The sequence below is a fragment of the Granulicella sp. L60 genome (assembly GCF_009765825.1).
GTDB lineage: Bacteria > Acidobacteriota > Terriglobia > Terriglobales > Acidobacteriaceae > Edaphobacter.
The window spans coordinates 315329-339667 of record NZ_LMUR01000010.1 but is presented as its reverse complement, the minus strand read 5'-3'; the positions used below and the strand labels follow the sequence as shown (position 1 = coordinate 339667).

Genomic DNA, 24339 nt, shown 5'->3' with positions numbered 1-24339 from the left:
AGCTGTGCGCGAACAATTACACCTCGATATCTTCTCTCTTGTGCTGCCAAACAATCCCGAAACACGGCTTCATGTCGTGCGGTTGCACAGACCTGAGAACGGTCTTCCCTCTGGTCTCACCTGGAGCGACGCCGGCGATCTAGCGGGACAAGAGTTTGCGTCTGTTCTTTCTTCCGTCGATACTACAAACCCGGAGTTCGGGGGGTACGCCTGGTACACCGAGACAACTGAATGGATAATCAACACCTTGCAAAGCATGGGCTACTCGGTTCACCGTCTCGAACAATGGAATGGCCGGGTCGGGGGCGTCCTGCTTCAAGTCTTCACAAACGGTCCTACCTTCTGGTTCAAATCAGTGACCGACTTCAACGTTCGTGAATTTTGGATCTCAAGGTTACTTGCGGATCGCCATCCACAATACTTCCCGCGGGTTGTTGCCTCCGAGGCGCGATGGAATGCCTTTCTCTTGCAGCACATTGAAGGCACAGAGCTGCATGCGATAGAGAACCTTGATACGTGGAAGAAAGTAGCCAGATCCCTCGCGGAGATTCAGGTAGATTGGATGGGCAATTCCGAGATACTGCTGGCCTCCGGTGCAGCCGATCTTCGCCCTTCCGCCCTTGTCGAGAGGCTGCCAGGGTTTCTTACACACATCGCATCGGCTATGGAGCGGCAGCAGACGCTGACACCAGCCATACTGAGAGCGACCGATCTCTCTTTATTGGAACGAGGGGTAGAAGAATTGTGTCTAGCGGCTGCAGACCTGCCCTTCTCAGAGGGGCTGGCGAACGCAGATTTCAGCCCGCACAACACACTCATCCATCAACAGAAACCGATCTACATCGACTGGGCAGAAGCGTGCGTGAGCCTACCCCTGATCGCCGGCGAGTATCTGTGGAATCGCATGGCCGTCGAAGCGCCAGAACGCAAACCCTGGCAAAATACGCTCCGCCGCACCTATTTAGAACCCTGGGCCGACTCATACGGGAAGTCGTCTGTTGAGGTGGGGGCTCGCCTCTTGCCGACGTTTGCAGTTCTCGCGGTAGCAATGTTCTATCACGAGCGCGAGTGCCATGGCCCAAGTCCCTACGACAGCTACCTCCGATCCTTAGCGAGGTTGCTGCACCATCAGCTCAAAGAACTGCAAACCACAAGGTCGGTCATGTACGCATGATGTGAGGAGAAAATCGATGTCAGAGGAAGCGCACCAACTCGTCTATCTGGTTGTTCTCGACAGACATAAACAGGTCCTCGTAAATCGCTGCGGGGCCTCTGAAAGCCTTCCCACCGTTGAGATTCCGCGGTTCACTCGACTCGCACATTCAGTAACCGATGTCGCCCGCGACAAGTATGGGATTGATCTGTTTCTGATTCTCTCCGCTCGTGTCGAAGGAGAAGGTCGAACCGGGGCTCTGACGGCGATATGTCGCTTCCAGAATGACAGCCTGGACGCTCCCGCGTCATTCAACTGGGTTACGCCAGAACAGGCGAGAGCACAGCTTAGCATCGAAGATCGACAAGTTCTGGTCGAAGGTCTCCATGAATTCGAGTCTTACGACTCTGGGGAAAGGCCGAGCAGCTTCGGTCGTTATAGGGGGCTTGATGAGCTCCGCGATTGGTATACATCTCAGCTTTCAACTCTCGGTCTGCGGGAGGTCAGCTTCAAGCAGTGGAATGGCGACCCATGGTTTGCACTCTTCCGAATCGGGGTAGAGCCAATTGGCGAGGCTACCCCTGAAACCCCGGCCGCCCTCTGGTTCAAAGCGGTGGGTGAACCCAATGTGCGCGAGTTCGCTATAACGCAATTGCTGACTGCGCAATGCCCCTGGTGGTTCTCCAAGGTAGTAGCAACCAAGCCGGAGGTCAATGGATGGCTGGCAGAAGAGGTCAACGGGCACGAACTGGACGTAGAGCCGGATGGAAGGCCCTGGGCTTTGACAGCCCGCATTCTGGCCAAGGTGCAGACCGTGTTTACGAATTGTGAGGACAAGCTTCTGGACCTCGGCTGCGCAGACTGGCGCATTCCCAGGATTCTGGAATCCATCGATCCCTTTTTCGAATCCATGATCGAGGTCGCAGCGAGGCAACCAAGCTCTCCGCCGGCGATGCTCAGCAGGGCAGAGTTGCGGGATATTGCCCAAGGCTGCCGCGACCTCTGCCATCAGGTCGAAGACGTCGACATTCCGTACAGCATCGCCCACGGCGACTTCAGTCCTCATAACGTCATCGTCAAGAATGGGTGGCCGATCCTTATCGACTGGGCGGAAGCTTACGTGGCCTTCCCCTTTATATCCTGGGAGTTTTTCTGGAACCGCACGATCAAAGACCACCCCAGCCATGCAGAGTGGCGAGAACGCATGCACCGCAACTATGCCTATCGCAGTTGGACCTCACTCCTGGGGCGTAGTCGTGTCGACGCAGGCCTGCGTCTCTCGCCCGCGGTGGCAGTATTGATCCACGCTCTTCAAGGACAAGCCAATCCCGCAAACCAGGATACGAGCCCCATGCTCGACAAGGTGAACAGAAGCCTCCTGCGACGGTTGCAACGAGAACTTGAACTCTTACAACCGGTAGGTGTGCTATGAGCGTCACGCAAATACTCGCCCCCTACTCCGTTCCGAAGCCGGTCACAGACATATACCACGGTGTGTCCGTTGTCGATCCATACCGCTGGCTCGAAGACCATCAATCGAAACAAACGCAAGCCTGGACCAATGAGCAGACGCTTTACACCCAAAGCTACTTTGCGGGCCTTCCAGACAGCGATCTCATGCGGCAACGTCTCGCAGAGCTGTTTGATATAGGAAGTATCGGTGAGGTGAGGAAGGTAGCGGATCGCTACTTCTTTTCGAAGCGTAACCGCGGCGAAGAACAGTCCAGCATTTATCTGAGAGAAAGCTTCAATGGAGAAGACCGTCGATTGCTTGATCCGGAATCCCTTGGAGAGGGGAAGGATGCTTCGGTCACCATCGTCGACGTTTCTGCAGATGGGGGCCTGCTGGCCTATGGGGTCCGTACAGGTGGGCAAGGTGCCCGACGCGTTCGCATTCTCGACGTGACGACGGGAGCCACTCTACCAGATGAATTGCCCAAAGGGGCACTGCGCGGCTTCTCGTTCCTCAAGAATGGAAAGGGATTCCTCTATGTGACCGAAGAGGTGGGTAACCCGACCCAACCCAAGAGCGTTAAGATTCACCAACTCGGCACGGAACTCGCTCAAGACAAAACTGTGTTCTATGGCGGCCGATCCGAGAAGCTTCGTTTGGTCAGCGGTCTGGACCGCGAGTCAGGTATCGCGATGCATGTCACTATCAAGGCCAAGCCTGATGAAGTCTTTCAAAGCTACTACCTTCAGAACCTGGGCACCTGTGGCAATCCAATTCTCGCCTTACTTGAGGACACGACAGACCAGTACGACTTCAGGATTGCGGGAGAGTCACTGTTCTTCGCTACAAACGTCCAGGCTCCAAACCTTCGCATCCTTAAGACCTCACTCGCAGCTCCTGATATTGAAGCGGCGGAACTTGTACTCGAGGAAGGACCGCAGCGCATTCAGAGTTGGCGAATCTTCAGCGACTACTTAGTTGTCGCCACTGTGGAGGATCTGGCCAGCACAGTTCGGATTTACACGCTCGACGGCAGCTTGGTCAGCACGCTCACGACGCCGGAATCTGGCAGCATCAGTATCATCGGTGGCGACACAACGGAGTTCTTCTACAGCTTCGAATCCTACTGTCAGCCCCCTTCGGTATATCGCTATCTTTTCCAGACACAATCGAACGAGCCATTTTCGGAAGAGCGTCTCGCCAGGCTTTCCTTCGATGCTCGGCGCTCCACCTACGCCGCACCGGACGGTACGCAGATCCCCATAACGATTCTGGGTAAACCCGAAACGTTCAAACGTGGATCGGTTCCTACAGTGCTGACCGCCTATGGCGCTGCAGGCATTAGCCTCACACCACGATATTCCCCCCTGGCGAGTTACTTCGTCGAAATCGGCGGTCACTTTGCCATAGCCAATGTGCGAGGCGGAGGCGAGTTCGGAGAAGCCTGGCACCAGGCTGGTATTCGCAGAAATCGCCCGACCGTTCACTCTGATTTCATTGCGGCGGCCGACTATCTGACTGGGAAGGGGTTCACCCACCCCAGGAAACTCGCAGTTGCTGGTGGCTCCAATTCAGGTTTGCTCATGGGGGTCGCCATGACACAACGGCCAGATCTTATCCGAGCCGTGCTTTGCGTCGCTCCATTCCTCGACATGCTCCGTTACCACCGCTTTGACAATACTCAGTTCTACCTCTCCCAGTTCGGCTCTTCTGAAGATCCATATGATTTCCCGATACTCCTGGACTACTCGCCGTATCACAACATCAAAGACGGGGTTTCATACCCCGCTCTGCTCATGGTTTCGGGAGGCGCAGACACTCGTTGTGACCCCATGCACGCGCTCAAATACATCGCGCGTCTCCAGGCCGCAATGAGTGCGCTTCCGGTGGAAGAACGCGATGCGAACCCGGTCCTTCTCGACTGGAATCCTCTGCGTGGTCATTTCGCCACTCTTCCCTTATCCACGCGAATCGATGCATTAGTTCATCGAGTTGCCTTTCTGTGCCGGCAACTCGAGATCGAGGTACCCCATGCGTAGATTGATCCTTCGTTCCCTGATTGAACTGCTGCGGTATGATTTCTTCCTTCGGAAGCATGACTTTTTCGCTCTGTATAAACAGGTTCGGAACATCCCCGTCGCGAGACACACCCCAAGTCCAAACGACATAGAGACAATCTGTACGGCAGTAGCTCATGCATGCATGTGGTACCCCAAGCACGCACTATGCCTGCAGCGGTCCACCGTGGCGACTGTGCTGCTTCGACAACATGGAATAGCCGCAGAACTCACTATAGGAGCACAACGGCTGCCACTCAAATCGCATGCCTGGGTCGAAGTCGATGGACGCGTTGTAAACGACAAGCCTGAAGTACAGGCAGAGTATTTAATCCTGGACCGCTGCTAGGAGAACTGCATGAGTATGCAAGCAGGCATCTGGCATTTCGATCACGCCCCTGTAGACCCGTCCCAGATACTGGCGTTTGAGCAGTCACTTGCTCAACATGGACCTGACGGCCGCGGGGAGCATGCAGAAGATGGCCTCACACTTCTATATCGCGCCTATTACGTCACCGCAGAGGACTCGTTGGAAGTACAGCCGATTCACAGTCGGGACGGGAATCGAGTGCTATGGGACGGCCGACTGGATAATCAGGAGGAACTGCTTCTCGCTCTGGACAGCAGATCGGTCGATCTTCCCACCGATGCGGAACTTGCTGCTGCGGCTTTCGATCATTGGGGTACAGATTGCTTCCGACGTCTTATTGGCGATTGGGCAATGACGGTCTGGGATCGGAGACGGCGGCGCCTCATTCTTGCAAGGGACTACATCGGCATTCGTAAGCTCTATTATCTGCGAACCCCTAAGAGCCTGTTCTGGTCGACGAACCTTACGACTCTCGTTCTGCACAGTGGCGAGGAGTTTGCGCTATGCGACGAATACTTCGCTGGCTACTTTGTTTCCCATCCTGAGCCGCAGCTCACTCCTTATGCTGAGATTCAAGCGGTGCCACCGGGATCATATGTTGAGGTCGACACTCATCGACTTCGCATTCAGCGTTACTGGAGCTTCGCTCATCAACGGCCCATCCGCTACAAGTCGGATGCTGAATACGAAGAGCATTTCCGCTACTTTCTGCGACAGTCACTGCGTCACCGTATGCGAACCAACTACCCCATCCAAGCAGATTTGAGCGGAGGGCTCGACTCCAGTTCGATTGTGTGTATTGCTTACGACCTGATCAATCGAGGCGAAGCCAATGCTCTTATCAATACCCTCTCGTATTATTCGTTGGACGAGCCTGGTGGTGACGAACGTCCGTACTACGAGGCAATTGAGGCACATATCGGCAAGACGGGAACCCACTTGCAAATGTCCAAGTCCAGGCTTGGGCTCGTCCCATTGCCTGCTGAACGCTTTTCTCCACTACCTGGCTCCTTCAACAGCACATTACAGCATGAACTCCGAGTATCTGACGCGACAGCAGCACAGTCCAACCGGGTTCATCTCGCAGGTCTTGGCGGAGATGAGCTCCTTGGTGGAGTCCAGAATCCTGTACCGCAACTTGCAACATCGCTCTGGACTTTGCACCTACCAACATACTGGGAGCAAATTCAGGCTTGGAGTTTGCAGCGAAAGGTTCCTATCTGGACACTGCTGGGCCGCTCTGTCCTTGAGCTCATGCCTTTGACCGTGCGGGCAAAACTGGATGCAACCGCGGAAGTGTCGACCTGGCTACAACCCGAGTTCGCCAAGCGCTATGACGCCCGTGAACGAAGCCTCAGCGCTGTTCGAACATGGCAGGATTACCTGCCCGGCCCAAATTCTCCCAATTCCGCTTATCTCACGCTCGCTTCGACTCTTCAGAACAGGCCATTGAGTATTACAGGGGTAGATGGGCGGTTGACGCTTCCTTATTACGACCGCGACCTCGTCGCTTTTCTCTTTGCTATTCCTGAAGAACAGCTTCTCCGTGCGAAACAGCGGCGATCGTTGATGCGACGGGCGCTGAAGGGCATCGTGCCAGATGTTGTACTTTTCCGCAAGACGAAGTGGTTGGGGAAACGGGAAATAGCCTTAGAGCTGATCGACTCCGCGGCGGCCCTCGAATCACTGCTGCCTAAGTCAGCCATCGGGGAACGCTACATTGACGTGACCCAAGTGCTTAAGGACATAGAAAGGCTGCGTCAGGGTAAGGAGGCACCAGTTGTGCTGCTCCACGGTGTTCTAGGAGCTTGTTACTGGCTTATGCAGCGCAACATGCCGATGCAATTGGCCAACTTACGCGGCGTCAATACGACGCCAGTTTCTGAAAAGGAAGACACACAATGCAATACACGCGCCCATTCACATCCCCCGCACATCCCCTCAATCGGATAGCTAACTACGACAAATGTGCGACACAGTGTCAAGACACCAGCGGCCCTTGTTATAGCGATGGCGCATATGAGGTCGATGAATAGAAATCGTCACCGTCGGTGAACAGTGACAGCAAGCGTGGCCGACCGCCAAAGCCGGCCATGAATCTGAAAGGAGAACTATCATGCGTTACCAACAGCCTACGCTCAGTCCACTGGAGCTTGCCTCCAAATTGATCACCCACACAAACGGCGGCAACAAAAACACACATCATTGCCCAGATGGTGGTGATGCGAAATCCGCAGGAGCATACGAAGTAGACGAATAGGGCTTGCTCCCGGAAGACATGGAGCACTAGATCTACGAACCCATGCCAGATCAACTCAACATCACCAATGTCTAAGGAGAAGGATATGAAATATCAAGTACCAACAATGCAACCCCTCGGTAGGGCTATTCACCTCGTCGAAAGCGGTGGCGGCGCGGGAAAACCCAACAACCTCTGCAGCGATTCAAGCGATCCAAGCAATGGCACAAACGGCGCCTATGAAGTAGATGAATAGGTGATGGTCAGTCGGGGGGGGGACTACCCCCCCTAACTTCTCAACAATGCTGAGATGATAAGGTATTTGCAACGTTTTCAGAACGTTAGTCTGCCCGTAAGTTGTATGTTTCTTGCGCCACCAAGCTGAAAAGTCGAATTTTGCCCCCCGTTTCCCCCAGTAAAAGCCGAATAGGTGTTTTGGGCTTGTCCGAAGTTTGTGTTGAAATCTAGTCCTGTCTGCACATTCGCGAATGTCGGGGTATTCAGTATGTTGAAGGCCTCCGCTTTGAACTCGAAACCCACACGCTCCGTAACAGCGAACTTTCTTCCCGTAGATAGGTCGAACTCATGTAGTCCAAATAGCCTATAGGCGTTCCGGCCACTATCGCCGTCTCTAAGCAGTGCCAAGGTCACGGGATCTCTCGGAGGATCGGCAAATGCTGCTGGGTTTAGCTGAACGCCACCAGGGATGCAGCTCTCGGTAACCGCGCATACTCCCGTACTAGGACCATGTTTGTATACCGGAACTCCCGGAACGCGATCGGCGAAGCCTTGGTTGCTGTTGTCTACCGTATAAATGGTGGCAAATACGGATAGAGGCGTTGCGGTTTGCAGCCGTATAAATGTGTTCACTACCCAACCCGTTGACACCACTTTGAGCAGCTTACTTTCAGACATGCCTTTAGGCCTCAGACTCATTCCAGCCGAAAAGACATGACGGATATCGTTGTCTGCATTTCCCCAGTAGTCCGTCACATTGGCACTCGGACCTGAAAAATCGGACGTTCCATTGTCCAGATTGTGCGAGTACGTATAAGCCACGAGAGCATCGATTCCAGAGGCCGCGCGAACCGTCGCCTGGAGCTGCAGCGCCTGATAGTTCGATCTACCGCGATTGGTCAACAAAAATAGCTCTCCGTCTGTTGGCGTAACAAGCGACGGAGTGAGGCCCTGTGCAGCTATAGTCGATCCAAGCTTCTCTCCATCGGCGCCCAAGTACGTTGCGCTTACCGAAGTGTTGCCAAAGAGCTGCTGCTCAACGGCGAGGTTCCATTGTCCCGTATAAGGGAGTGTCAGATGCGGATCGACAGCATAGAGAGTGTCCTGGGGCAAAGTCTGCGCCGGAGCGCTTTGCTGAAGCGATTTGAAGTTGATCTGACTGAAGGGAACATTGCTTGCTGAAGCAGTAATGACGTAGGGGTAACTATTGCTGACGCTGCCCAATGTAGTGGCAGCCTGCCCCGTGTCGTAGAATATTCCAGCCCCTGCGCGCAACACAGTAGCAAAGCCTTGACGATTCTGAAGCTGGTAGGCAAATCCCAGCCGAGGAGCAAAAGCACCATGTTCCGCCCTATAAAGTGGAGTACCGGTTGGCGCAGGTACTAGGCTTGAAAGATTGGTTGAACTTCCGATGAGAGCAAGGGGTCCGCCGTTCCCATCGGACACTGGCGGATTATATTCCCACCGTAAACCATAATTCACTGTGAGGCGGCTTGTAATATGCCAGGCGTCTTGAGCGAATAGAGACAGATTATCCACTGGAAATGAGAGTTTGTTGAATGTTGCTGTTTGGGTCGCTGCTTCATCAAAGGCAGTACCCGAGATAACAGTAGGACTATTGAAAAAGCCAAGATAAACAGTGTCGTTCGTATAGGGCGCAAAACTGGTCAACAGGCGCCGAAAATCAGTGCCAAAAGTAAGGGAATGTCGGCCCATCGTCCAATGGAGTTTGTCAATTACATTCCACTGGCTCACATCGCCTGCCTGTGGCACACCTAAATTGATCCCTGTCCAGCCTCGCACACCAGTAAACGTACAACGCGAAGAACTACCACCGGGACTATATGCCTCAGTGGAACAGAATTGATTGAGGCCGCTCGGATCGCCTCCATCTATGGGAAGCAACTTATAACTAAATGCTGTATGGTTCGTACTGTAATTAGCCGTCAATTCGTTGAGCAACGACGACGTGAACGATTTAGTGACGCCACCCGTATAAGTATTCAACCCAAGCGAGGAGTTGCTTGAGTCCCAAAGTGTATTCGTCGAAGACGACGGAGCAAGGTTGAAGCGGAAGAATGCTTTGTATCCCCCTGGCAGATTAGCGTCAAACCGGGCGGACGTTGAGTGATCGATTATCTTCGTCGCATAGGCAGCATTGTAAATATCGGTGTATTGTGGATTCTTACTGGTAGCGGCGGTTCCACCATTTCCCTTGGGGAATGCTGCTATAAGCGGTGCAAAGGTCGCACTGGCCGATTGCAGTGCGAAGGCACTTGGAACGCTTGCCTTAGTACTGTTTGGCTGATCAAGATCAAGGGTCTCGTGCGCAACGAAGAAGAATAGTTTGTTTTTGAAAATGGTGCCACCTACGGTGCCTCCGAAGTCATTCATTCTAAGTGGCGACTGTTTCAGGCCGTTGTACTTTACGAACCAGTCGGTCGCATCCATCACCTGATTGCGAAAATATTCAAAGACAGACCCATGAAATGTGTTTGTTCCTCCCCGCGTCCGCATTTGGATTTGACCACCGGGCGAACGCCCATACTCTGCCGAATAGGTGGATGTCTCCATCCGATACTCTTCAATTGCATCTACCGGCAACAGGCCATTAGTACCCCCGGAGGCCGAGGTGGCATACGTCGATCCGGCTACACCAGTCTGACCAGACCCCGTCACAGGACTGCCAGCGAACGTCGAACTCAGGAACACATTTCCGGAGGCACCGTCCACGGTTAGTTGGTTGCCGGAAGATCGCTGGCCGTTGACCGAGTATTGACCGCCACCATTCTGCGTCCCCGATGGAACCACGCCAGGGGTAAGTAAGAAGAGAGTGTCAAGACTACGTCCGTTCAATGGTAGTTCGCCAATGAGGGCTTGGTTGACAACGGTGCTGACCGAAGCATCTTCAGTATTCATATTGACGGAGCCAGCTTGCACCGTTATGGTTTCGCTTCCACGCGGAACGCTAAGTTCAATATCGAGCCTCTGATCCCCAGATGTTTCGACCCGTAAACCATCGACCATTGTTTTTGCAAAACTTTTTGCCTCGGCTTTAACAGCGTATCTTCCAGCAATAACGGATGAAAAGTTATAGAACCCAACAGCGTTCGTTTTGGCTGTTGATACGGCCCCCGTATCCTGGTTTGCGAGTGTTACAGTGGCTCGAGCGATACATGCACCGCTGGGGTCTTTTACCAACCCGGTTAACTGTGCGTTTTGAGCTGAAGCTGCTGAAGCAATCGACAGCAAGAAGACAAATGAACACTTTTTTATGAACACAAATTTCTCCTGAGAATGAGAGATCACAAATTCTTCATAACTAAGAAAACGAGGATATGTACCGAATTGCGCCATTGCGCCTAACGTTCACTAGGGAATGTCGTTCTGTGGCTTTTGCGGATCGGTATCAAGGTTGGAGCCCAACCCCTGTGATCGAGCAGAGGAGTTCGGAGCGATATGAGGAGGGGACAACAGCGGTGCTTGATCTTTTCCTTTTGTGCGAGAATCCAAAGGACTAACAGATGCATTCATCGAAAGCAGATGCATCGACAACGAAGCAAGGGAATCGGAAGGCTCCGCATCAGCATCAGGGACAAAGTGGAGAATCAGCGGTATAGGCTGACTTACACCTCCTGGCTCCAGACCACCACTAGGCAGGTATCCGCCAACATCCCAATACTGGTTCGCACCTTCGGACTGCACGTTTATCGGGTAGACGGTGCCGACGTCAGAATATGCAGTGATTTCTAACCTGAGGGGTGCCTGAAGGATCTGCTTACCGCTATTGCGTATGATTGTCTTGACGGTAAGCAACCCAGATGCAGGATCGTATTGTTGGTCTCCGCCGTACAGAAACTGGACCCTGCCCGTGATTTCTTTCCAATCTTGCGGAAGTTCAACCCTTTGCACTTTGCTATCGGGATGCGCTTGAATCGCAATTGCAGCAGTATGCAATTGGCCCTCACCTTTTCCAAAGGTGACCCATGTCGGATGAAAGACGCCATCGCTAGAAACGGCAATACCAGTGGTATGACTACGGGCAAAGTTATCGTGGTTTTCGATGCGCAAACTTGCATAATCTTGGGGATCGGAGGGGTCAGCCTGCGCAACGAAAAAGTCCAGCGTGGCACTGCTGAGTCTGTATTTTGATCCAGATTCAAGCTGGCAACCCGAAAGCTGCTTGGGATGCGAAAACGTTAATCCGTCATCTGTGGATGCAGCAAAATTCCAGCAGTCACTGTCGTTTGTATCGCGCCACAAAAGAGCTAAAGAGCCATCGTTGTTCCTTGCTAGTGCCAGCGATTTATATCGACGCTCCGGAATCTTTGTGGAGTCCGAGAGAGCACCCGATTTCTCAACCCACGGATGCGAAGACCAAGTGGCTCCGTTGTCTGTGGATGTCGCTAACACCAACGTGCAATGGGTCCCTTGGCTCCCGAGGTAGACTGTATAGATCTTATTTGCCACTTTGTCATATGCAGCTGGCGCAGAGAGGTATGAATTACACGCCATTGGTTGTTGTTGCCGGACCTCTGTCGATTGCTGTAAGACAACCGGTTCAGACAATACCCGGCGTTGGGGATCAGTATGCTGAGCAGCAAGGATAAATTCTCTACCATCTTGCCTGCCATCAGCACCAAATGTCCTTCTCTTCGACCAGAAAAGGCTTAATAAGGAACCGTCTTTTAATAAAAGATTTTGTGCCGGATACGAGCCATGGAGTCGCAGCTTGTACATGGCATCGTTATAGAACGGACCAGCAGGATGAACATCCCCATACTTATAACTGATTAGGCCTGTCGTATTCCCCGTCGTATCGAACTCACTTACCTTATCGCTGAACTTAGGTAAATTAGTCGGTTTACCTTGGTCATGAACTGAAGAATAGTAGGTCCACAGATTGTTGAAAAAGATATATAACCGGTTCTCGTTTTCACCTTTATTTATGTCGACTACGGAAGCTGAGAAATCCGTCCATCCAGTCTCGGTTCCAAGAGTCCAGCTCTTTCCCCCATCGCGAGAGACATATATTCTCGTTATACCTTGGTCATGGTGTAACCCTCCCGCATCGTCGATCTTGGAAGCGCCAGCTATAAAATATGCGATACCATGCACCCCATAAGCACACGATTCCTCAGAAACCCAGCTAGAGTGTTTGTCCTCAAGTGCGAGATGCCACGTCACACCTCCATCTTGCGATGAGTACACAAAGCCACGCTCAGCGTTGTCTTTCGCGTCCCATCGCATCCCACAAACAATGAGATTCTTGGAGTTGTTAGGATCAGCCTCAATGTCATACCAGCTGTGTTGGCCGCCTTGTGGAGGGCTAACAACCGCCTCATTGAGTATCCGTATCTGCTGGCCGAAGCCACTCTGACCACACAGCAATACGATAACGAGAAATAGGAAAACGTATGAACGGACGAGTTGCTCAGGCTTGCCGCCAGAGGAAGAAAGGCTCATAGGAATGGGCACTCCGAATCAAGGTCTCAGTTGCGTGCTGATGTAATGATTGGCGGAGTTGGAGTTTGTTAATAGGGAACGAATAAAGTTGCGTCGGTACACTTCAACGGACTCGTCTTGGTCACGCTGGACTATACGCATGGCGCTTATAGAACTTCAGTTAGTCAAAAATGTGTGCCGAATGAAGAGTCGAGTTCACTTCTCGCTCTCCTTTTCCACTAAGTGGAGATCGTTATTTTGCCACGGGGAGTCTTGGAGAATGCATGAAGGGGCCGCCCATTACTATCAAGATGGCGCAGGATCATCTGCTTTGGCGTCACGGAAAGATGACTGAAGCCATACACCTTCTGGGCGTACTTCCTCCGCGGCAAAGGATCGTTCTTGAGGTCGTATAAATCGGCCCCACCGCCACCCGAGAGAAAGAAACTGGTCGGATGGCCCTCGAACTCCAGATGTTGCAGGTCATGGTCATGACCTGCCAAATAGAGATCGACCTTGTGTTTGCGAAACAGCGGGTCCCAATCACGAACCAGCACGGGATGGTCGCCATGCATTCCGTCCGAGTAGACAGGATGATGTCCCATAACGACCAGAAATTTCGTGGTTCGCGGCCGGGCGAGTTCCGTTTCCAGCCATGCAAGCTGCTCCGCCTGTTGCTGTGGTGTCAGCGTAAAGTTCCGCCCTTTGCCAAGGCTCCCGTCATCGAAGGGCATATTGCTATCGAGCGCGATTAAAGTGATAAGGGGATTCTTCACAGTAAACGAAACCCAAACCGGTGCCAAAGGGAGGGCATGGTCCAGCGAGTCCGACTTGCACCGTTCATGCCAACGCGGGCGTATTCCAGCTCGGCAGCTACCTTGCTCTCGGGCCAACGTTGATAGTCGTGGTTCCCTGGTATAGCGTAGGCAGGGCAGGCGAACACATCGGCCGGATACATCTCTTCAAACTGTGTCTGCCAGCGGGGAGAGTGGACGCCTCCAGTAAGGTCGCCATACCAGTTGTCTCCAAGCATCAGTAAAGCCTGCGTCTTGAGCTCGTGTTGCTTCGCATACTCGCGCATCCCAGCAGCCACACAGGACTGCCCGGCATGGTCGTCGTCGTCGTATCCCCAGTCTCCGACCATGAGCAGTTCCGCAGCGGCAGGGTCAGACGGCAAAGAAAAAACCGTATCCGGCCAAAATCCCAGCGTAGCTAGTGCGCTAAATCCGAAGCTTTGTCGCAGAAATCGACGTCGGCTGACTGTAGAGGAAGAAATAAGAGCATCCATAAGACCCACACCTTTATTAATGCCGCGTTCCGACTATTTGGGGCTAAGTCCTAGCAGTCTACGAATGTTTGCTTCAATCTCCTCTTTGGAGCCTGCATCGGCAGATGCGAGGATCACCTTCCCATCCCTGCCGATGTAGAAGGATTCCGGCAAATATGGGAGGCCGCCGTATGCTTGAGCGGTTTTATGATTGCAACGAGCGACCGTATACTTCACACCGTACTTGTCGGCAATCCGCCTTACAGCTTCTTCACTGGCACCGTCAGTGACTATGCTCACTACCTCAAACCCTCGGTTGGCGTACTCATCGCGGAGCTGCGCCAGCCAGGGCATTTCCAGTTTGCAAGCTCCGCACCAAGTCGCCCAAAAATTCACGATCAGGGCTTTCCCCCTATAGTTTGAAAGCGAAACCTCTTTGCCATCCAATGTGACAACACTGAAGGCAGGAGCTGATTTGCCAACCGTAACCGCACCCATGGTGGGTTGATCGGGCTGAGCGCCAAGGGCTACTACGGACGTTCCGAGGACGAAAGCAATGATTGTTACCGAAGACAAGGACGAAAGAGATCGTGCGGACATTCGCAGAAAAGAGAGACTCACTGAATGGATACCCCGAACCAAGATTGCTTAGGTGTACTCGCATGATGATTGGCAGGTCGGGTATTCGTTAATGGAATGTAAATAAATTCACACGAGTTATTGCGGTCCGAGATCACTAGCGCTCATCGGAAGGGATGCAACCGAACGCTGCTAAGGCTTCGAAAGACCCGACCGCAGTCCGTCCAAGGCTTCGGAGAGTGTCGTTGAGGATTCTGACTGAGCAGTAAATGTATTCCGCACCAGTCTGTCGAGCTCTACCACTTGGGGATATGTCAGCGGCCTTACCGGCTTGTGGACTGCCTGGTCACCGATGACAGGAGCAAGGATGGATGCCAACTCCTGCTGGAGAGAAGCGATGCGTTCACGCTGGGACGAGAGGTCAGGCTCAAGATCCTTCGCGCAGGGACAGGCGTGAAGGACCTGATAGCGCGAGTTTAACTTGCTGTACAAGAAAATCTGACCCAACAACGACCGCGACAGTTCAGACACATGGCTGGAGTAGGCACTTCGCTCATTTGGTGCCGGAAAGTGCTGCTCCAGCCAGTCCTCTGCAAGGGGAGGAGCTGAAGCTCCCAACTGCCGCTCTGGAAACAATGAACGGTCCGATGCCGTCGCCGATGCCGTTGTGTGAAGTTCGATCTCAATCTGCGGATCGACTTGAGCCATTGCCGACTCGATCTCCTTCTGTCTTGTCGCGTCGCCTACTAAGCCACCCACAATCACTCGATCAGGCTGGCGGATCACCGTTGCTTCCCATCCAGAATCCGCGCCTACCTTATGTAACGTCACCCATGCGCGAACTTCGCGAACGTCGAGCGGATCAGGCTCCGCTTCTAAAGGCATTTTGTTGACTCCGGAGGAAGCCGTCTCCAGGCTTCTTTCTGGGACTGGAAACTCGGGAATCGAAGCCTCTTCGATGAAGATCGGTTCGAGACCAGCGTATTCAAGCGTGATCACTTGGGGTGCGTAATCAGATTTGCGAACACTGATGCTGGCCGCCCGGAGCTCACCACTATCCGTTTCAGTCCGGAGCTTCCAGGTCTTCTCATCTTGAGTAACGACATCATGGGGCCTCGAGAGTGAGTGTCGCCAACTCTGAAAGGAAGCGGCAGCCAGCGGGTGAGCTACGTCCCATTTCCCTTTCACCAGCGTTCGACGAATACTTTCACAAGGGCTTGGCTTTCCAACTGAGACCCCCTTCGGACCCGGTACGCCATCGACGCAATTCGTTTTGCCCATCCGCAGACTGTAGCGTCTGGGCTCAGCGAGGTTGGTTTCATGCGAAGTGGCGCGCGACAGAAGTTCATCTGCGCTGACTGTGCGTGGTTTCACTAACGCAAGGTAACCAGCGACCACAAGGAACACCGCCGCCAGTGAGGTCCCAACGAAGCCGAAAACTCTTCCCGCAGACGGATGGTTACTGACTTCCGTCTCGGAGACTCCCGAAGCGAAGGCGCGCAACTCCTGATCCCCGAGTTGCTGCATGTTGCGGCGGACATCGAAAAATCCGCGCAGCCTTTGGCGGCAGCTCGCACACTGACGAAGATGGTCGGCGGCCTCTTGCCTGGCGGTCTTCGGAAGTTCCCTCATCGTGATGAGGAGCAAAACGTCGTCGCTTAGATGGGATCTTTTCGACATGCTATGGATTTGCTCTGTCGTCCCCAATTCCGTTTCCTACTTTTCTCAGTGCTCTGCGCGTCTTGTCAATCGTTGCGTGGTACGACAACCCTGTCGCATTCGCGATCTGCCTGAAGTTCCATCCCATTGCCATAAGACTAAGGCATTGCTGTTCTATAGCTGGCAATCCTAACAGGACAGACCGCAATCGCTCGGTCTCCTGGCCGGCGACCGCCGACTCCTCCGGGGTTTCCCCTTGATAGGCAAGCTCCTCAAACAAGGTCGCATCATCAGCGTCTATCGTATCCTCACGCTTCGCTCGCCGAAACCCTTCCAAAATGAGGTTTTTTGCCACGGTGTTGACCCATGCCACCGGACTCGCAAACCGTCTCTCATCAGACTCCGTTTGCTCGTATAGCCGAAGAAAAGCCTCTTGAGTTGCATCCTCGGCGTCCTGATGGTTCCTCGCGATTGATCGCGCACGACGGTAAACCGAATGCCAACTGCTCTCGTACACTGCAAAGACATCACGCCAGGACCGTTGGGAGGCTTCGCTCTTAGACATAGGGCTTCTCCTCGGAAGGACGTAAGCCGACATATGTGGATTGGGATGAATCGTCCGGTCGCCAATCAGAGACTGAGCGGCGAGGAGCAGGACCTGCGGACGCGCCCCGTCGAGCCGACGTGGGTAGAACAGCGAATTGGGATGCCACCATCTGTTGCTCCAATCAACATGCTCGCCCGGCGACACCGCTGAATTGGTAACTCTGGGACTTGGAAGAAAAGCATCTTTATCTGGTCCAGCGTTTGCAGGATCGTGGAAGACATAGGACCTCCACGCGCCCAGCCAACGCTGATGCGCCCTTCTAATCGGAGACGCTTTTTGATGTCATGGTAGAAGGTTTGGCGCGGGGATATCCGTCGCAGTACCCGCTATTTACCGGCACGGTATAGCCAATTGGCTATAAAGATCCTTTGGCGTGAGGGTACGCTCAGATCAACGACTCGCTACGAGTTCAGGAGCAGGACGCTCGTCTGATCGAGTCCGCTTTGGAGCCTCAGAGATCGACATCACAATTTTGGGCGGATCAAATCGGTAGCCTTGACCATGCACATTGAGGAGACAGACAGGTTCTTTTGGGTTTGCCTCGATCTTCAGACGAATGCGTTTCACCGCACTCTGTAAACCATGATCTGTTCCTGGATAGCCGAGACCATATACCCGCTCAATGAGCGCCATCTTACTGACGATGCGTCCGGGGTGCTCCAGCAGAACTTCGAGCACTTTCGTCTCGGTTTCGGTGAAACAGATCTCCCGCCCCCCCAGCTTCCCGACGTGACTGTCGAGATCAATCTCAAAGGCACCAGCAGACAACGATCGCATCTCCGAACGACGGAGAAGCCGAATCCGCAGCCGTGCTTCAACAACTGCCGGCGTGCTTGGCTTCGCGATCCAGTCGTCTACCCCAGCCTCGAGAGCGGACAGTTCTTCAAGGTGTCCGCCTGCCGAAATCATGAGCACGGACGCCAGGCTCCCGATCTCCCGCAAATGCCCCTTCAATGAAAGCGCGGCTAGAAGTCCCTCTTCGCCGCAGAGATCTACCAGCACCGTATCGAAGGTCCCCTCGTTGAGCGCACAGAGACCGTCGTCCAGCTTCCTCACGCGGAGAACATCCCATTCGCGAAATCGGAGTGCTCTTTCTGTTTTTCGCGAACTCTCATCATCGTCATCTACCAAAAGGACCCTGCGCCGCTTCATCTTGAGGAGCTCTCCAAAAACGCCTAGATGGGGTTACTGACCCTGCCCTTTCGCCAACAACCCAAAGCGGACACCTGCAATCTCTCTACTCAGCCGAATAGAAAATGGCCACGGTGCCACGAAATGCCAATCCTCTAAAGACACAGTTATCAGTAACGCTACGATACAGCAGGGGGCATGAAGTCTCGATTTAGGTCGAGATTATTCAACCCCAAATAGCCGGTATACCGGCTATTTGATTTTGAGAATACCGTGATCCTAAAGGGATGGCAACCAGTATTCGCATCCTCTTAGGTCGCAGAATCAGAAGACTGCGCAAAGAACGAGGATGGAAGCAATTGGATCTGGCCGTCGCCATGGTCCCCGAAGAAAATCAGAATTACATTTCGGTGATCGAGCGAGGAAAGACCGACATCACTGTGGGTATGGCCGAAAGAATTGCAAATGGGCTTGAGGTTCACGTCAGCAGTCTCTTTATCGACATTGAAAATGAAGCGGACGACGTCCATCCGAAACGGCCCAAAAGACGTAAGTAGGAATTAGCTTCTGAGCAAAGCTCCCGTGTGTAGTTTGGTCATTTCTTTCGGCCCCTTGTCCCGTCCGCTTCGAGGTCGCAATCGTCGGAATCTGGTCGTTGCACCAGTTCGAGCTTTTCGTTCTTGTGGACATCAATCTTCAACAACGCAGCCGACTCGGCCCAGTTGATCTCGTTCAAGCGCCCTACCAGCTCCGTCCTGTTCCCTACATAGAAGATACGGAACAGTTCCGTCAGCCATTCCTTGACGGTTCTCGGTTGGACCTCCATGAACTCGGCGATCTGCTTGTTGCTACAACCGTTCGCGAGATAGCGGACGATCTCTGCCTGTCTCTCGCTTAGCGTCCGGTCAAGTTTGAGCTGCTCCGTAATCGTGGCCGCCAGCACGGCACAATCGTCTTCCTTGCCGGCCACATCACGCAGAACCTCCAGAGCGGCCTTGATCGATTCTTCATCCTGGCTACCGAGAATCGTGTAGTGCGGCATGAAGTGTCGCCAATACGGCAAGACCTCATCCGGTTCTGTCGAGTGGACGGAAACAAAATCGACCTCGCCCAACGCGTCCTTGAACTTTCTAAGATCCTCATCGTTTTGAACCCCACAGAAAAGCAATCGCGTTGTCTGCGAATGTCCAGATACACTCTCTTGACCGGTTACCACGGGGACCTCCGTTGGCTTCCGCTTTAGCCGATCTAGCGCCTCACGTCTGGGGCCGGAAAGAGGCTTCTTCACAGGACGTTCTCCACAAGCTCTCGGGGCAATAGCTATTTCCCTTAGCCCTCCGCGCCTCGATGGAATGGGCTAACAAGTTTTGAGTTGAATTGTCAGATTTCGCGGGGATCGCTGACATACGGGAGTCTGAAAACTTGAATCTCTGACGACGCATCAAAGGATCTGAGCCTCCACAGTCACGAACAATTCAACACTCACAACTCGACAAGCCTGGGAAAAGCACATGATCGCTCGGCACTACACCTAAGACCCGGTCGCACTGCGACCACCTGTTCCAAATGCTCTCTATCTGGAGCGACGACCGGTTGGACCAGTTCGTCGAATCATTTTACTGCCAGTTGCAATATGTCCGGGGTGAATCGGTTTAGCGATGGCAGCCTCAACGCTTATTCATTTCTTTCTAAAGGTTTAGCAACATGTAGCCCAATTATCTATTAGAAATTTGTGTGCTTTTCTTCATTTTGGAATCAGAGATATGTTGCCTAAAAGCGCGAAGCGGCACCAACCACCACGGAGATCAGATCAATATCCTGCGACCGGAAGATCTGAGGCGCTTGTTCTGAGCCGGAGCAAGGGAGCAAAGTGACTATTTCCCCAGTTTCGTTCCGAGCAGCGTGGCTACAGATCAATCCTAAGCGACGGGTCTCAAACACATAGATAGGTCGTCTCCATTTTGGTAGATTCATCTCTTCCTCTCGGAGCATTGAACGACTCCGGAACTGCGTCTCTGCTATCAGCAGAGAGCCAGTTGGCAAAAGCGGGTCAAGTCCCTTATAGAGTGAAGTCTGATTGAGGCGCAAAATCTTTCGCGTGCTCCGCAGGGAAAGAGACGGCTCCAACGACGGCAACACCGAGGGAAACTGTATCCATTCTCGAAGCAGGTCGGTATGCCGGCTGAAAGGCTCAGGAGGCGAACCTACCCGGCTGTCCAAATCCTCAAGTGTTGGTAGGTCATCAACCGAAGTCGCAGCCAGGAGCGTTTGAAGGTCGTAGCGCGTCGAGTCTGGAAGGAGTAGTCCGCATTTCGCAAGAACATCCTCCAGGCGATGACAATACAACACACTCAGAGCAACCGCTGTGCTCAGGCGAGGTGTCTCGCTCCTGACGATTCCCTGGATTCTGCGACCGCTCACGGTAAAGCCGATTGCGGAGTGAATCTGCTCTGAGAAGGCGTCCAGCTCATGTTGTGTCCATCTCCAACGTCTTCTCTCCAGTTCAACCAGCTCCGCTAACGACCCCATTTCAGCGATCAGTCTAGCCGGGACGTCGCTTGGCTCATCACACCGCCTGTTCGCCTCGGCCCATGGCTCTTCAAAGTCAACATAGAAGGCAACTATTTTCCCCAAGATCCGGACCCGATTCTCACAGATTCGTATCAGCCGTTCGGCCTCAAGTTTCGCTCGGCGTCCAGGGTCCGGTTCCGCGGCGACGTCCTCACTCAGCGCAGGCCCCAGGTACCGGAAACGCTTGGGCGGGAATCTTTCGCCAACCTCATGGACTTCCAATGCCTCGGGCAATAAACGACAGTAACCACAGCCATAACCATATGGCAGCTTCATAAAGTAAAGCGTCTTCGGGTCCGGGTTCGCCCTCTCGCCCGCACTGACTCGCCCGATCTGTAGCGAGGCTCCTGGCGGTATTAGGGGTAGACAGCTAAAGTCTCCCAATCCCAACCGCGCATAGTAGCATTGCGCGTTCTGCCACAACTCATTCGCAAGCGCCCGTCTCGGTACACTTTGAAAGCGAGGAACCAATTCGCTGAGAAAAGCATTTCTCTCCCATACTGACGCGTCCGTTGAATATGCAAGAGGAACCGTGATCATCCCTCCGCGATCAAATTCATACGAGCTGATAGGCCGAGTGCGTTCGGAACGCCAACGCCAGGTAGTATCCCGAATCACATTCGGATCGATCCCGAACGCCCGAAGAGCTCCGCCGGTATCCAGATGTAACGTCCGAGCGAATCGTGCCAGATTCGCCAGAGTGGGCAGATAAAACTTGTTGCCGCGTCCGAGCCCAAGCTCTCGCTTGGAAACCTTCCACAGCCGCATCAGCCGATCTCGGGTCTCCGCGCTTTCAAAGTATGCGTTTCGCCTGTGGAATGGCATCACACCTCCGCATTGCGCAGAGCGCACGGCCACACTGTGTCGTTGACCGGGTGAGCTGAGGCCCCACAGGCGCGAGATTTGATCGGCAGAGTAAGTGCAAGCCCAACAGAAATGAACTGACGAATGCCCCCCTCCAATTTGTATCCTTATGGCCCTGGTCGTTACAGTCAGTGCAACTGCGATTGGATTGGGTTATATTTCGAGCGCGGAGACCGTGTGCCTTCTGTTTAAGATCGCAGCTAGCTCTGCGTGGCAGACAACATCTGTGGCTGCCTTAACCCGATTCGTCCGTTCGTAGTTTCGGAAAGCAAGAACAAAGGTGCCCGGAGGATCGGATAGAGCCTCCACGCACCTTCGTTTTGATTCCTTAGATTTGAGCTGCACCTCCGTCTGCAAAGAGCTCAATTCCGGTTATAAAGCTCGATTCACTCGACGCAAGAAATAAGGCGGCGGCGGCCAGTTCTTCCGAAGAGGCCATACGCCCCAATGGAATAGAAGCCACCATGGCCCCAAGCACCTCTTTTGGAAATCCCGCCATCGGCGGTGTATCGACTGGGCCAGGACTAAGCAGGTTCGTCCGGATTTTCCGGTCCTTAAGCTCGACGGTCAATGTTCGTGCTAGCGACCGAAGAGCCGCTTTCGCCGCTCCATAGGTGCCCAGGTATGGCACCACCTTCACCGCTGCGATAGAACCAGTCATGATGATGGATGCGCCATCGTTCAGAAGTGGCAGGCCCTTCTGGATCGTGAAGAAGGTCCCACGGATATTGAGATTGAAGGTCGCATCGAACGATTCTGGCGTGACTGCCTCAAACGGCTCAAACCCTCCGCCCCCTGCGTTCGCAAAGATTACGTCAAGGTGACCCTTTTCTCTCGTGATCGTCTCGTAAAGTGCGTCGAGGTCGGCGAGCTTGGTCACGTCTCCCTGCACCGTAGTGACATTTCTACCAATCAGAGTTTTGGCGTTGTCCAACTCCGTTTGACGTCGCCCAGTGATGAATACGTAAGCACCCTCATTTACGAAGCGCACAGCAGTGGCCAATCCGATGCCACTGCTTCCTCCTGTGATAAGGGCGACTTTCCCCTTAAGAACTTCTGACATTTGCTCTCCTTTGCTGCGAATGACTATCCCACCAAAATCGTGGCGCATATATGGAATATACATAACATAAGTCGTTATGGAATCAATATTCCATAAATAGCTTCGCTAACCTAATGCGAGGAAGCTTAGTCCAGTCGGACAAGGCGTAAAGCTGTTAGCGGTCAGGAGGTACGTGAAAACTCAAAAGCCCAGGTAACGCAAGGTTAAACTTGCCGTTCGTCTCATCTCAGCCTTGGACGCCCCGCCCTCGGCCTGGATGACGAGCCCTCCGATGACAACGGAAATGAAGCGAGCCAAATCGGCAGCATCTGTATCGCTAGAGAGATCGCCGCTCTTTCGTGCAATCTCCAGACGAGCTTTCAAAGCCGCCTGCCCTCGCTTTCTTACCTTTAGCAGCATGAGGCGAATGGGCTCTGTATCCGAGCTAAACGGCATTGCTCCCAAGGTAAAGCAGGTCCTGGGGTGACCGGGCGTCGTTAAATAATCTACTGTTTTGGCGAGTAGATCCTGGATCACGGCGCGGAAGGTAGGCTGTGCTAGTGATCCTTGATAAAAGTCGGTCGCATCTTTCGCGTACTTGTCTGCTGCACGTTGGAAGAGCGCTTTCTTATCACCGAAGGCCGCGTATATGCTGGACGGGCTAAGCTTCATCACATTCGCCAGGTCAGCCATCGATGTTCCTTCGTAACCCTTATCCCAGAACACCCTCATAGCGGCGTCCAATACGGTTTCCTCGTCGAATTCACGCGGGCGCCCCATTCTCGTCTTGGTCACGGCAAGCCTCCTTCTCGTTTCAGGGTTCTACCCAAGCTTAGTTTAGAACCTGGATAGGTTATCGTCTGGCAGTGCGGGAGGTTGACGACCCGGCCGAGACTCTGTCCACGCTGCCTGTCGTGGAGGATTTCTTCACAACCGGAAGTGTGCGTTGAACTAAGCGCTCTTGAACCCACCAGACGAACAATTGGGACAGCTACCGCGATGTGCGAAATATCTCCCAAGTACGAAGTCCACATTACTGGGTCTCGCGTCAGGCCCGTGGCACCATTCGCTTCGAACAACGAGATTGAGGACATAGAGCAAGTTGGGTTCTTCCTGAAATAGCGCTTAACCCGAGTGATAAAATTGGCTGCAGTGATATCTGCGATTTCCCCCAAAATAAAGGACCCCAACGAATGAGTGCTTCCCCGCAAACCACAGCGCTTCCTCTGTGCCGTGTCCTGCATCCAAGCGAGTCGTACATCGGCAAACAGGGCCTCGAGTACGCTGTGGCTATATCAGCGGAAACCGTTGGCGCGCAGGCAATCCACATGCAGCTCGTCACCATTCCGCCCGGAGGCCGTGCTCGGGCGCACAAGCACAGCACACATGAAACCGCCATCTATGCACTCAGCGGCACCTCCGGCGTCTGGCATGGAGAACGCCTCGAGCACCATTCCATCGTAGAGCCCGGAAGCTTCTTTTACATCCCCGCCGATGTTCCGCATCTGCCCTACAACCCCAGCGCCACCGATCCGGTCGTCGCTGTGATCGCGCGGACCGACCCCCGTGAACAGGAGAGCGTAGTGTTGCTGCCCGAGCTTGACGGGATTCATCCCGCCTGACGTCAAGCAGATTGTGTAGGCAGTATCACCGAATGGCATTTTG

The 24339-nt window shown here is 53.5% G+C and carries 22 protein-coding genes; 11 read left to right on the top strand and 11 right to left on the bottom strand.

Annotated features, from left to right (window positions below):
- The first annotated feature begins 4 nt into the window (after positions 1–4).
- The 7 genes from GSQ82_RS04690 to GSQ82_RS04660 all read left to right on the top strand — a co-directional run bounded on the left by GSQ82_RS04690 (position 5) and on the right by GSQ82_RS04660 (position 7528).
- A complete protein-coding gene (locus GSQ82_RS04690) occupies positions 5–1174 on the top strand; it encodes a hypothetical protein (protein ID WP_158790846.1) in 1170 nt (389 codons plus the stop codon).
- Positions 1175–1190: 16 nt separating this feature from the next.
- Complete coding sequence (locus GSQ82_RS04685) at positions 1191–2585, top strand: phosphotransferase (RefSeq protein WP_158790845.1); 1395 nt, start codon at positions 1191–1193, stop codon at positions 2583–2585.
- Entirely contained in the window at positions 2582–4645 is a 2064-nt protein-coding gene (locus GSQ82_RS04680) for a prolyl oligopeptidase family serine peptidase (RefSeq protein WP_158790844.1), read from the top strand. Before GSQ82_RS04685 ends, GSQ82_RS04680 begins: the two co-directional genes overlap by 4 nt.
- Positions 4638–5012 (top strand): lasso peptide biosynthesis B2 protein, encoded by a 375-nt coding sequence (locus GSQ82_RS25570; protein ID WP_158790843.1) that lies wholly within the window; start codon positions 4638–4640, stop codon positions 5010–5012. Before GSQ82_RS04680 ends, GSQ82_RS25570 begins: the two co-directional genes overlap by 8 nt.
- Positions 5013–5021: 9 nt before the next feature.
- Complete coding sequence (locus GSQ82_RS04670; RefSeq protein ID WP_158790842.1) at positions 5022–6986, top strand: asparagine synthetase B; 1965 nt, start codon at positions 5022–5024, stop codon at positions 6984–6986.
- 163 nt (positions 6987–7149) lie between these two features.
- Positions 7150–7293, top strand: coding sequence for a hypothetical protein (locus tag GSQ82_RS04665; protein WP_158790841.1), 144 nt, complete (start codon positions 7150–7152; stop codon positions 7291–7293).
- 85 nt (positions 7294–7378) lie between these two features.
- On the top strand, positions 7379–7528 hold the full coding sequence (locus tag GSQ82_RS04660; RefSeq protein ID WP_158790840.1) for a hypothetical protein: 150 nt from the start codon (positions 7379–7381) through the stop codon (positions 7526–7528).
- Between the two features lie 77 nt (positions 7529–7605).
- Here the strand turns inward: GSQ82_RS04660 and GSQ82_RS04655 are convergent, their stop codons facing one another.
- The 6 genes from GSQ82_RS04655 to GSQ82_RS04635 all read right to left on the bottom strand — a co-directional run bounded on the left by GSQ82_RS04655 (position 7606) and on the right by GSQ82_RS04635 (position 15685).
- A complete protein-coding gene (locus tag GSQ82_RS04655; protein WP_216847016.1) occupies positions 7606–10791 on the bottom strand; it encodes a TonB-dependent receptor in 3186 nt (1061 codons plus the stop codon).
- 90 nt (positions 10792–10881) lie between these two features.
- Positions 10882–12975 carry a sialidase family protein gene (locus GSQ82_RS04650; protein WP_158790838.1) on the bottom strand — a complete coding sequence of 698 codons (2094 nt, stop codon included), beginning with the start codon at positions 12973–12975 and terminating at the stop codon, positions 10882–10884.
- 218 nt (positions 12976–13193) lie between these two features.
- Positions 13194–13730, bottom strand: coding sequence for a metallophosphoesterase (locus tag GSQ82_RS24940; protein WP_254061425.1), 537 nt, complete (start codon positions 13728–13730; stop codon positions 13194–13196).
- A complete protein-coding gene (locus GSQ82_RS24935) occupies positions 13727–14242 on the bottom strand; it encodes a metallophosphoesterase (RefSeq protein ID WP_254061424.1) in 516 nt (171 codons plus the stop codon). The genes GSQ82_RS24940 and GSQ82_RS24935 overlap by 4 nt, the downstream gene beginning before the upstream one ends.
- 33 nt (positions 14243–14275) lie before the next feature.
- On the bottom strand, positions 14276–14719 hold the full coding sequence (locus GSQ82_RS04640) for a TlpA disulfide reductase family protein (RefSeq protein WP_158790837.1): 444 nt from the start codon (positions 14717–14719) through the stop codon (positions 14276–14278).
- A gap of 273 nt (positions 14720–14992) precedes the next feature.
- Entirely contained in the window at positions 14993–15685 is a 693-nt protein-coding gene (locus GSQ82_RS04635) for a hypothetical protein (RefSeq protein ID WP_158790836.1), read from the bottom strand.
- A gap of 570 nt (positions 15686–16255) precedes the next feature.
- Between GSQ82_RS04635 and GSQ82_RS04630 the strand changes: the two genes are divergently transcribed.
- The gene (locus GSQ82_RS04630) at positions 16256–16462 is read left to right on the top strand and encodes a hypothetical protein (protein ID WP_158790835.1); all 207 of its coding nucleotides are present in this window, start codon (positions 16256–16258) and stop codon (positions 16460–16462) included.
- Positions 16463–16481: 19 nt separating this feature from the next.
- On the opposite strand, the gene GSQ82_RS04625 is transcribed toward GSQ82_RS04630, so the two are convergent.
- Positions 16482–17024, bottom strand: coding sequence for an RNA polymerase sigma factor (locus GSQ82_RS04625; RefSeq protein WP_158790834.1), 543 nt, complete (start codon positions 17022–17024; stop codon positions 16482–16484).
- A 45-nt stretch (positions 17025–17069) separates the two neighbouring features.
- Here GSQ82_RS04625 and GSQ82_RS04620 point away from each other — a divergent pair, with 45 nt between their 5' ends.
- Positions 17070–17216, top strand: coding sequence for a hypothetical protein (locus GSQ82_RS04620; protein ID WP_158790833.1), 147 nt, complete (start codon positions 17070–17072; stop codon positions 17214–17216).
- A gap of 240 nt (positions 17217–17456) precedes the next feature.
- Here GSQ82_RS04620 and GSQ82_RS04615 read toward each other — a convergent pair whose 3' ends face one another.
- Positions 17457–18122 (bottom strand): response regulator transcription factor, encoded by a 666-nt coding sequence (locus GSQ82_RS04615; RefSeq protein WP_158790832.1) that lies wholly within the window; start codon positions 18120–18122, stop codon positions 17457–17459.
- Positions 18123–18484: 362 nt separating this feature from the next.
- Between GSQ82_RS04615 and GSQ82_RS04610 the strand changes: the two genes are divergently transcribed.
- The gene (locus GSQ82_RS04610) at positions 18485–18754 is read left to right on the top strand and encodes a helix-turn-helix domain-containing protein (RefSeq protein ID WP_158790831.1); all 270 of its coding nucleotides are present in this window, start codon (positions 18485–18487) and stop codon (positions 18752–18754) included.
- A gap of 38 nt (positions 18755–18792) precedes the next feature.
- Here GSQ82_RS04610 and GSQ82_RS04605 read toward each other — a convergent pair whose 3' ends face one another.
- The 3 genes from GSQ82_RS04605 to GSQ82_RS04595 form a co-directional block, all read right to left on the bottom strand.
- Entirely contained in the window at positions 18793–19413 is a 621-nt protein-coding gene (locus GSQ82_RS04605) for a LuxR C-terminal-related transcriptional regulator (protein ID WP_158790830.1), read from the bottom strand.
- Between the two features lie 2547 nt (positions 19414–21960).
- Entirely contained in the window at positions 21961–22695 is a 735-nt protein-coding gene (locus GSQ82_RS04600; RefSeq protein WP_158791301.1) for an SDR family oxidoreductase, read from the bottom strand.
- A 180-nt stretch (positions 22696–22875) separates the two neighbouring features.
- Positions 22876–23469: a TetR/AcrR family transcriptional regulator gene (locus tag GSQ82_RS04595; RefSeq protein ID WP_158790829.1), complete on the bottom strand. Its 594-nt coding sequence runs from the start codon at positions 23467–23469 to the stop codon at positions 22876–22878.
- Positions 23470–23867: 398 nt separating this feature from the next.
- On the opposite strand from GSQ82_RS04595, the gene GSQ82_RS04590 reads away from it, so the two are divergent.
- The gene (locus GSQ82_RS04590; RefSeq protein WP_158790828.1) at positions 23868–24296 is read left to right on the top strand and encodes a cupin domain-containing protein; all 429 of its coding nucleotides are present in this window, start codon (positions 23868–23870) and stop codon (positions 24294–24296) included.
- Positions 24297–24339 lie beyond the last annotated feature (43 nt).

Coding starts and splice junctions, on each gene's coding strand:
- GSQ82_RS04685 (WP_158790845.1), top strand. CDS start 1,191: ATGTCAGAGGAAGCGCACCAACTCGTCTATCTGGTTGTTCTCGACAGA.
- GSQ82_RS04680 (WP_158790844.1), top strand. CDS start 2,582: ATGAGCGTCACGCAAATACTCGCCCCCTACTCCGTTCCGAAGCCGGTC.
- GSQ82_RS25570 (WP_158790843.1), top strand. CDS start 4,638: ATGCGTAGATTGATCCTTCGTTCCCTGATTGAACTGCTGCGGTATGAT.
- GSQ82_RS04670 (WP_158790842.1), top strand. CDS start 5,022: ATGAGTATGCAAGCAGGCATCTGGCATTTCGATCACGCCCCTGTAGAC.
- GSQ82_RS04665 (WP_158790841.1), top strand. CDS start 7,150: ATGCGTTACCAACAGCCTACGCTCAGTCCACTGGAGCTTGCCTCCAAA.
- GSQ82_RS04660 (WP_158790840.1), top strand. CDS start 7,379: ATGAAATATCAAGTACCAACAATGCAACCCCTCGGTAGGGCTATTCAC.
- GSQ82_RS04650 (WP_158790838.1), bottom strand. CDS start 12,975: ATGAGCCTTTCTTCCTCTGGCGGCAAGCCTGAGCAACTCGTCCGTTCA.
- GSQ82_RS24935 (WP_254061424.1), bottom strand. CDS start 14,242: ATGGATGCTCTTATTTCTTCCTCTACAGTCAGCCGACGTCGATTTCTG.
- GSQ82_RS04640 (WP_158790837.1), bottom strand. CDS start 14,719: ATGGGTGCGGTTACGGTTGGCAAATCAGCTCCTGCCTTCAGTGTTGTC.
- GSQ82_RS04635 (WP_158790836.1), bottom strand. CDS start 15,685: ATGCCTTTAGAAGCGGAGCCTGATCCGCTCGACGTTCGCGAAGTTCGC.
- GSQ82_RS04630 (WP_158790835.1), top strand. CDS start 16,256: ATGGTTACTGACTTCCGTCTCGGAGACTCCCGAAGCGAAGGCGCGCAA.
- GSQ82_RS04625 (WP_158790834.1), bottom strand. CDS start 17,024: ATGTCTAAGAGCGAAGCCTCCCAACGGTCCTGGCGTGATGTCTTTGCA.
- GSQ82_RS04620 (WP_158790833.1), top strand. CDS start 17,070: ATGAATCGTCCGGTCGCCAATCAGAGACTGAGCGGCGAGGAGCAGGAC.
- GSQ82_RS04610 (WP_158790831.1), top strand. CDS start 18,485: ATGGCAACCAGTATTCGCATCCTCTTAGGTCGCAGAATCAGAAGACTG.
- GSQ82_RS04600 (WP_158791301.1), bottom strand. CDS start 22,695: ATGTCAGAAGTTCTTAAGGGGAAAGTCGCCCTTATCACAGGAGGAAGC.
- GSQ82_RS04590 (WP_158790828.1), top strand. CDS start 23,868: ATGAGTGCTTCCCCGCAAACCACAGCGCTTCCTCTGTGCCGTGTCCTG.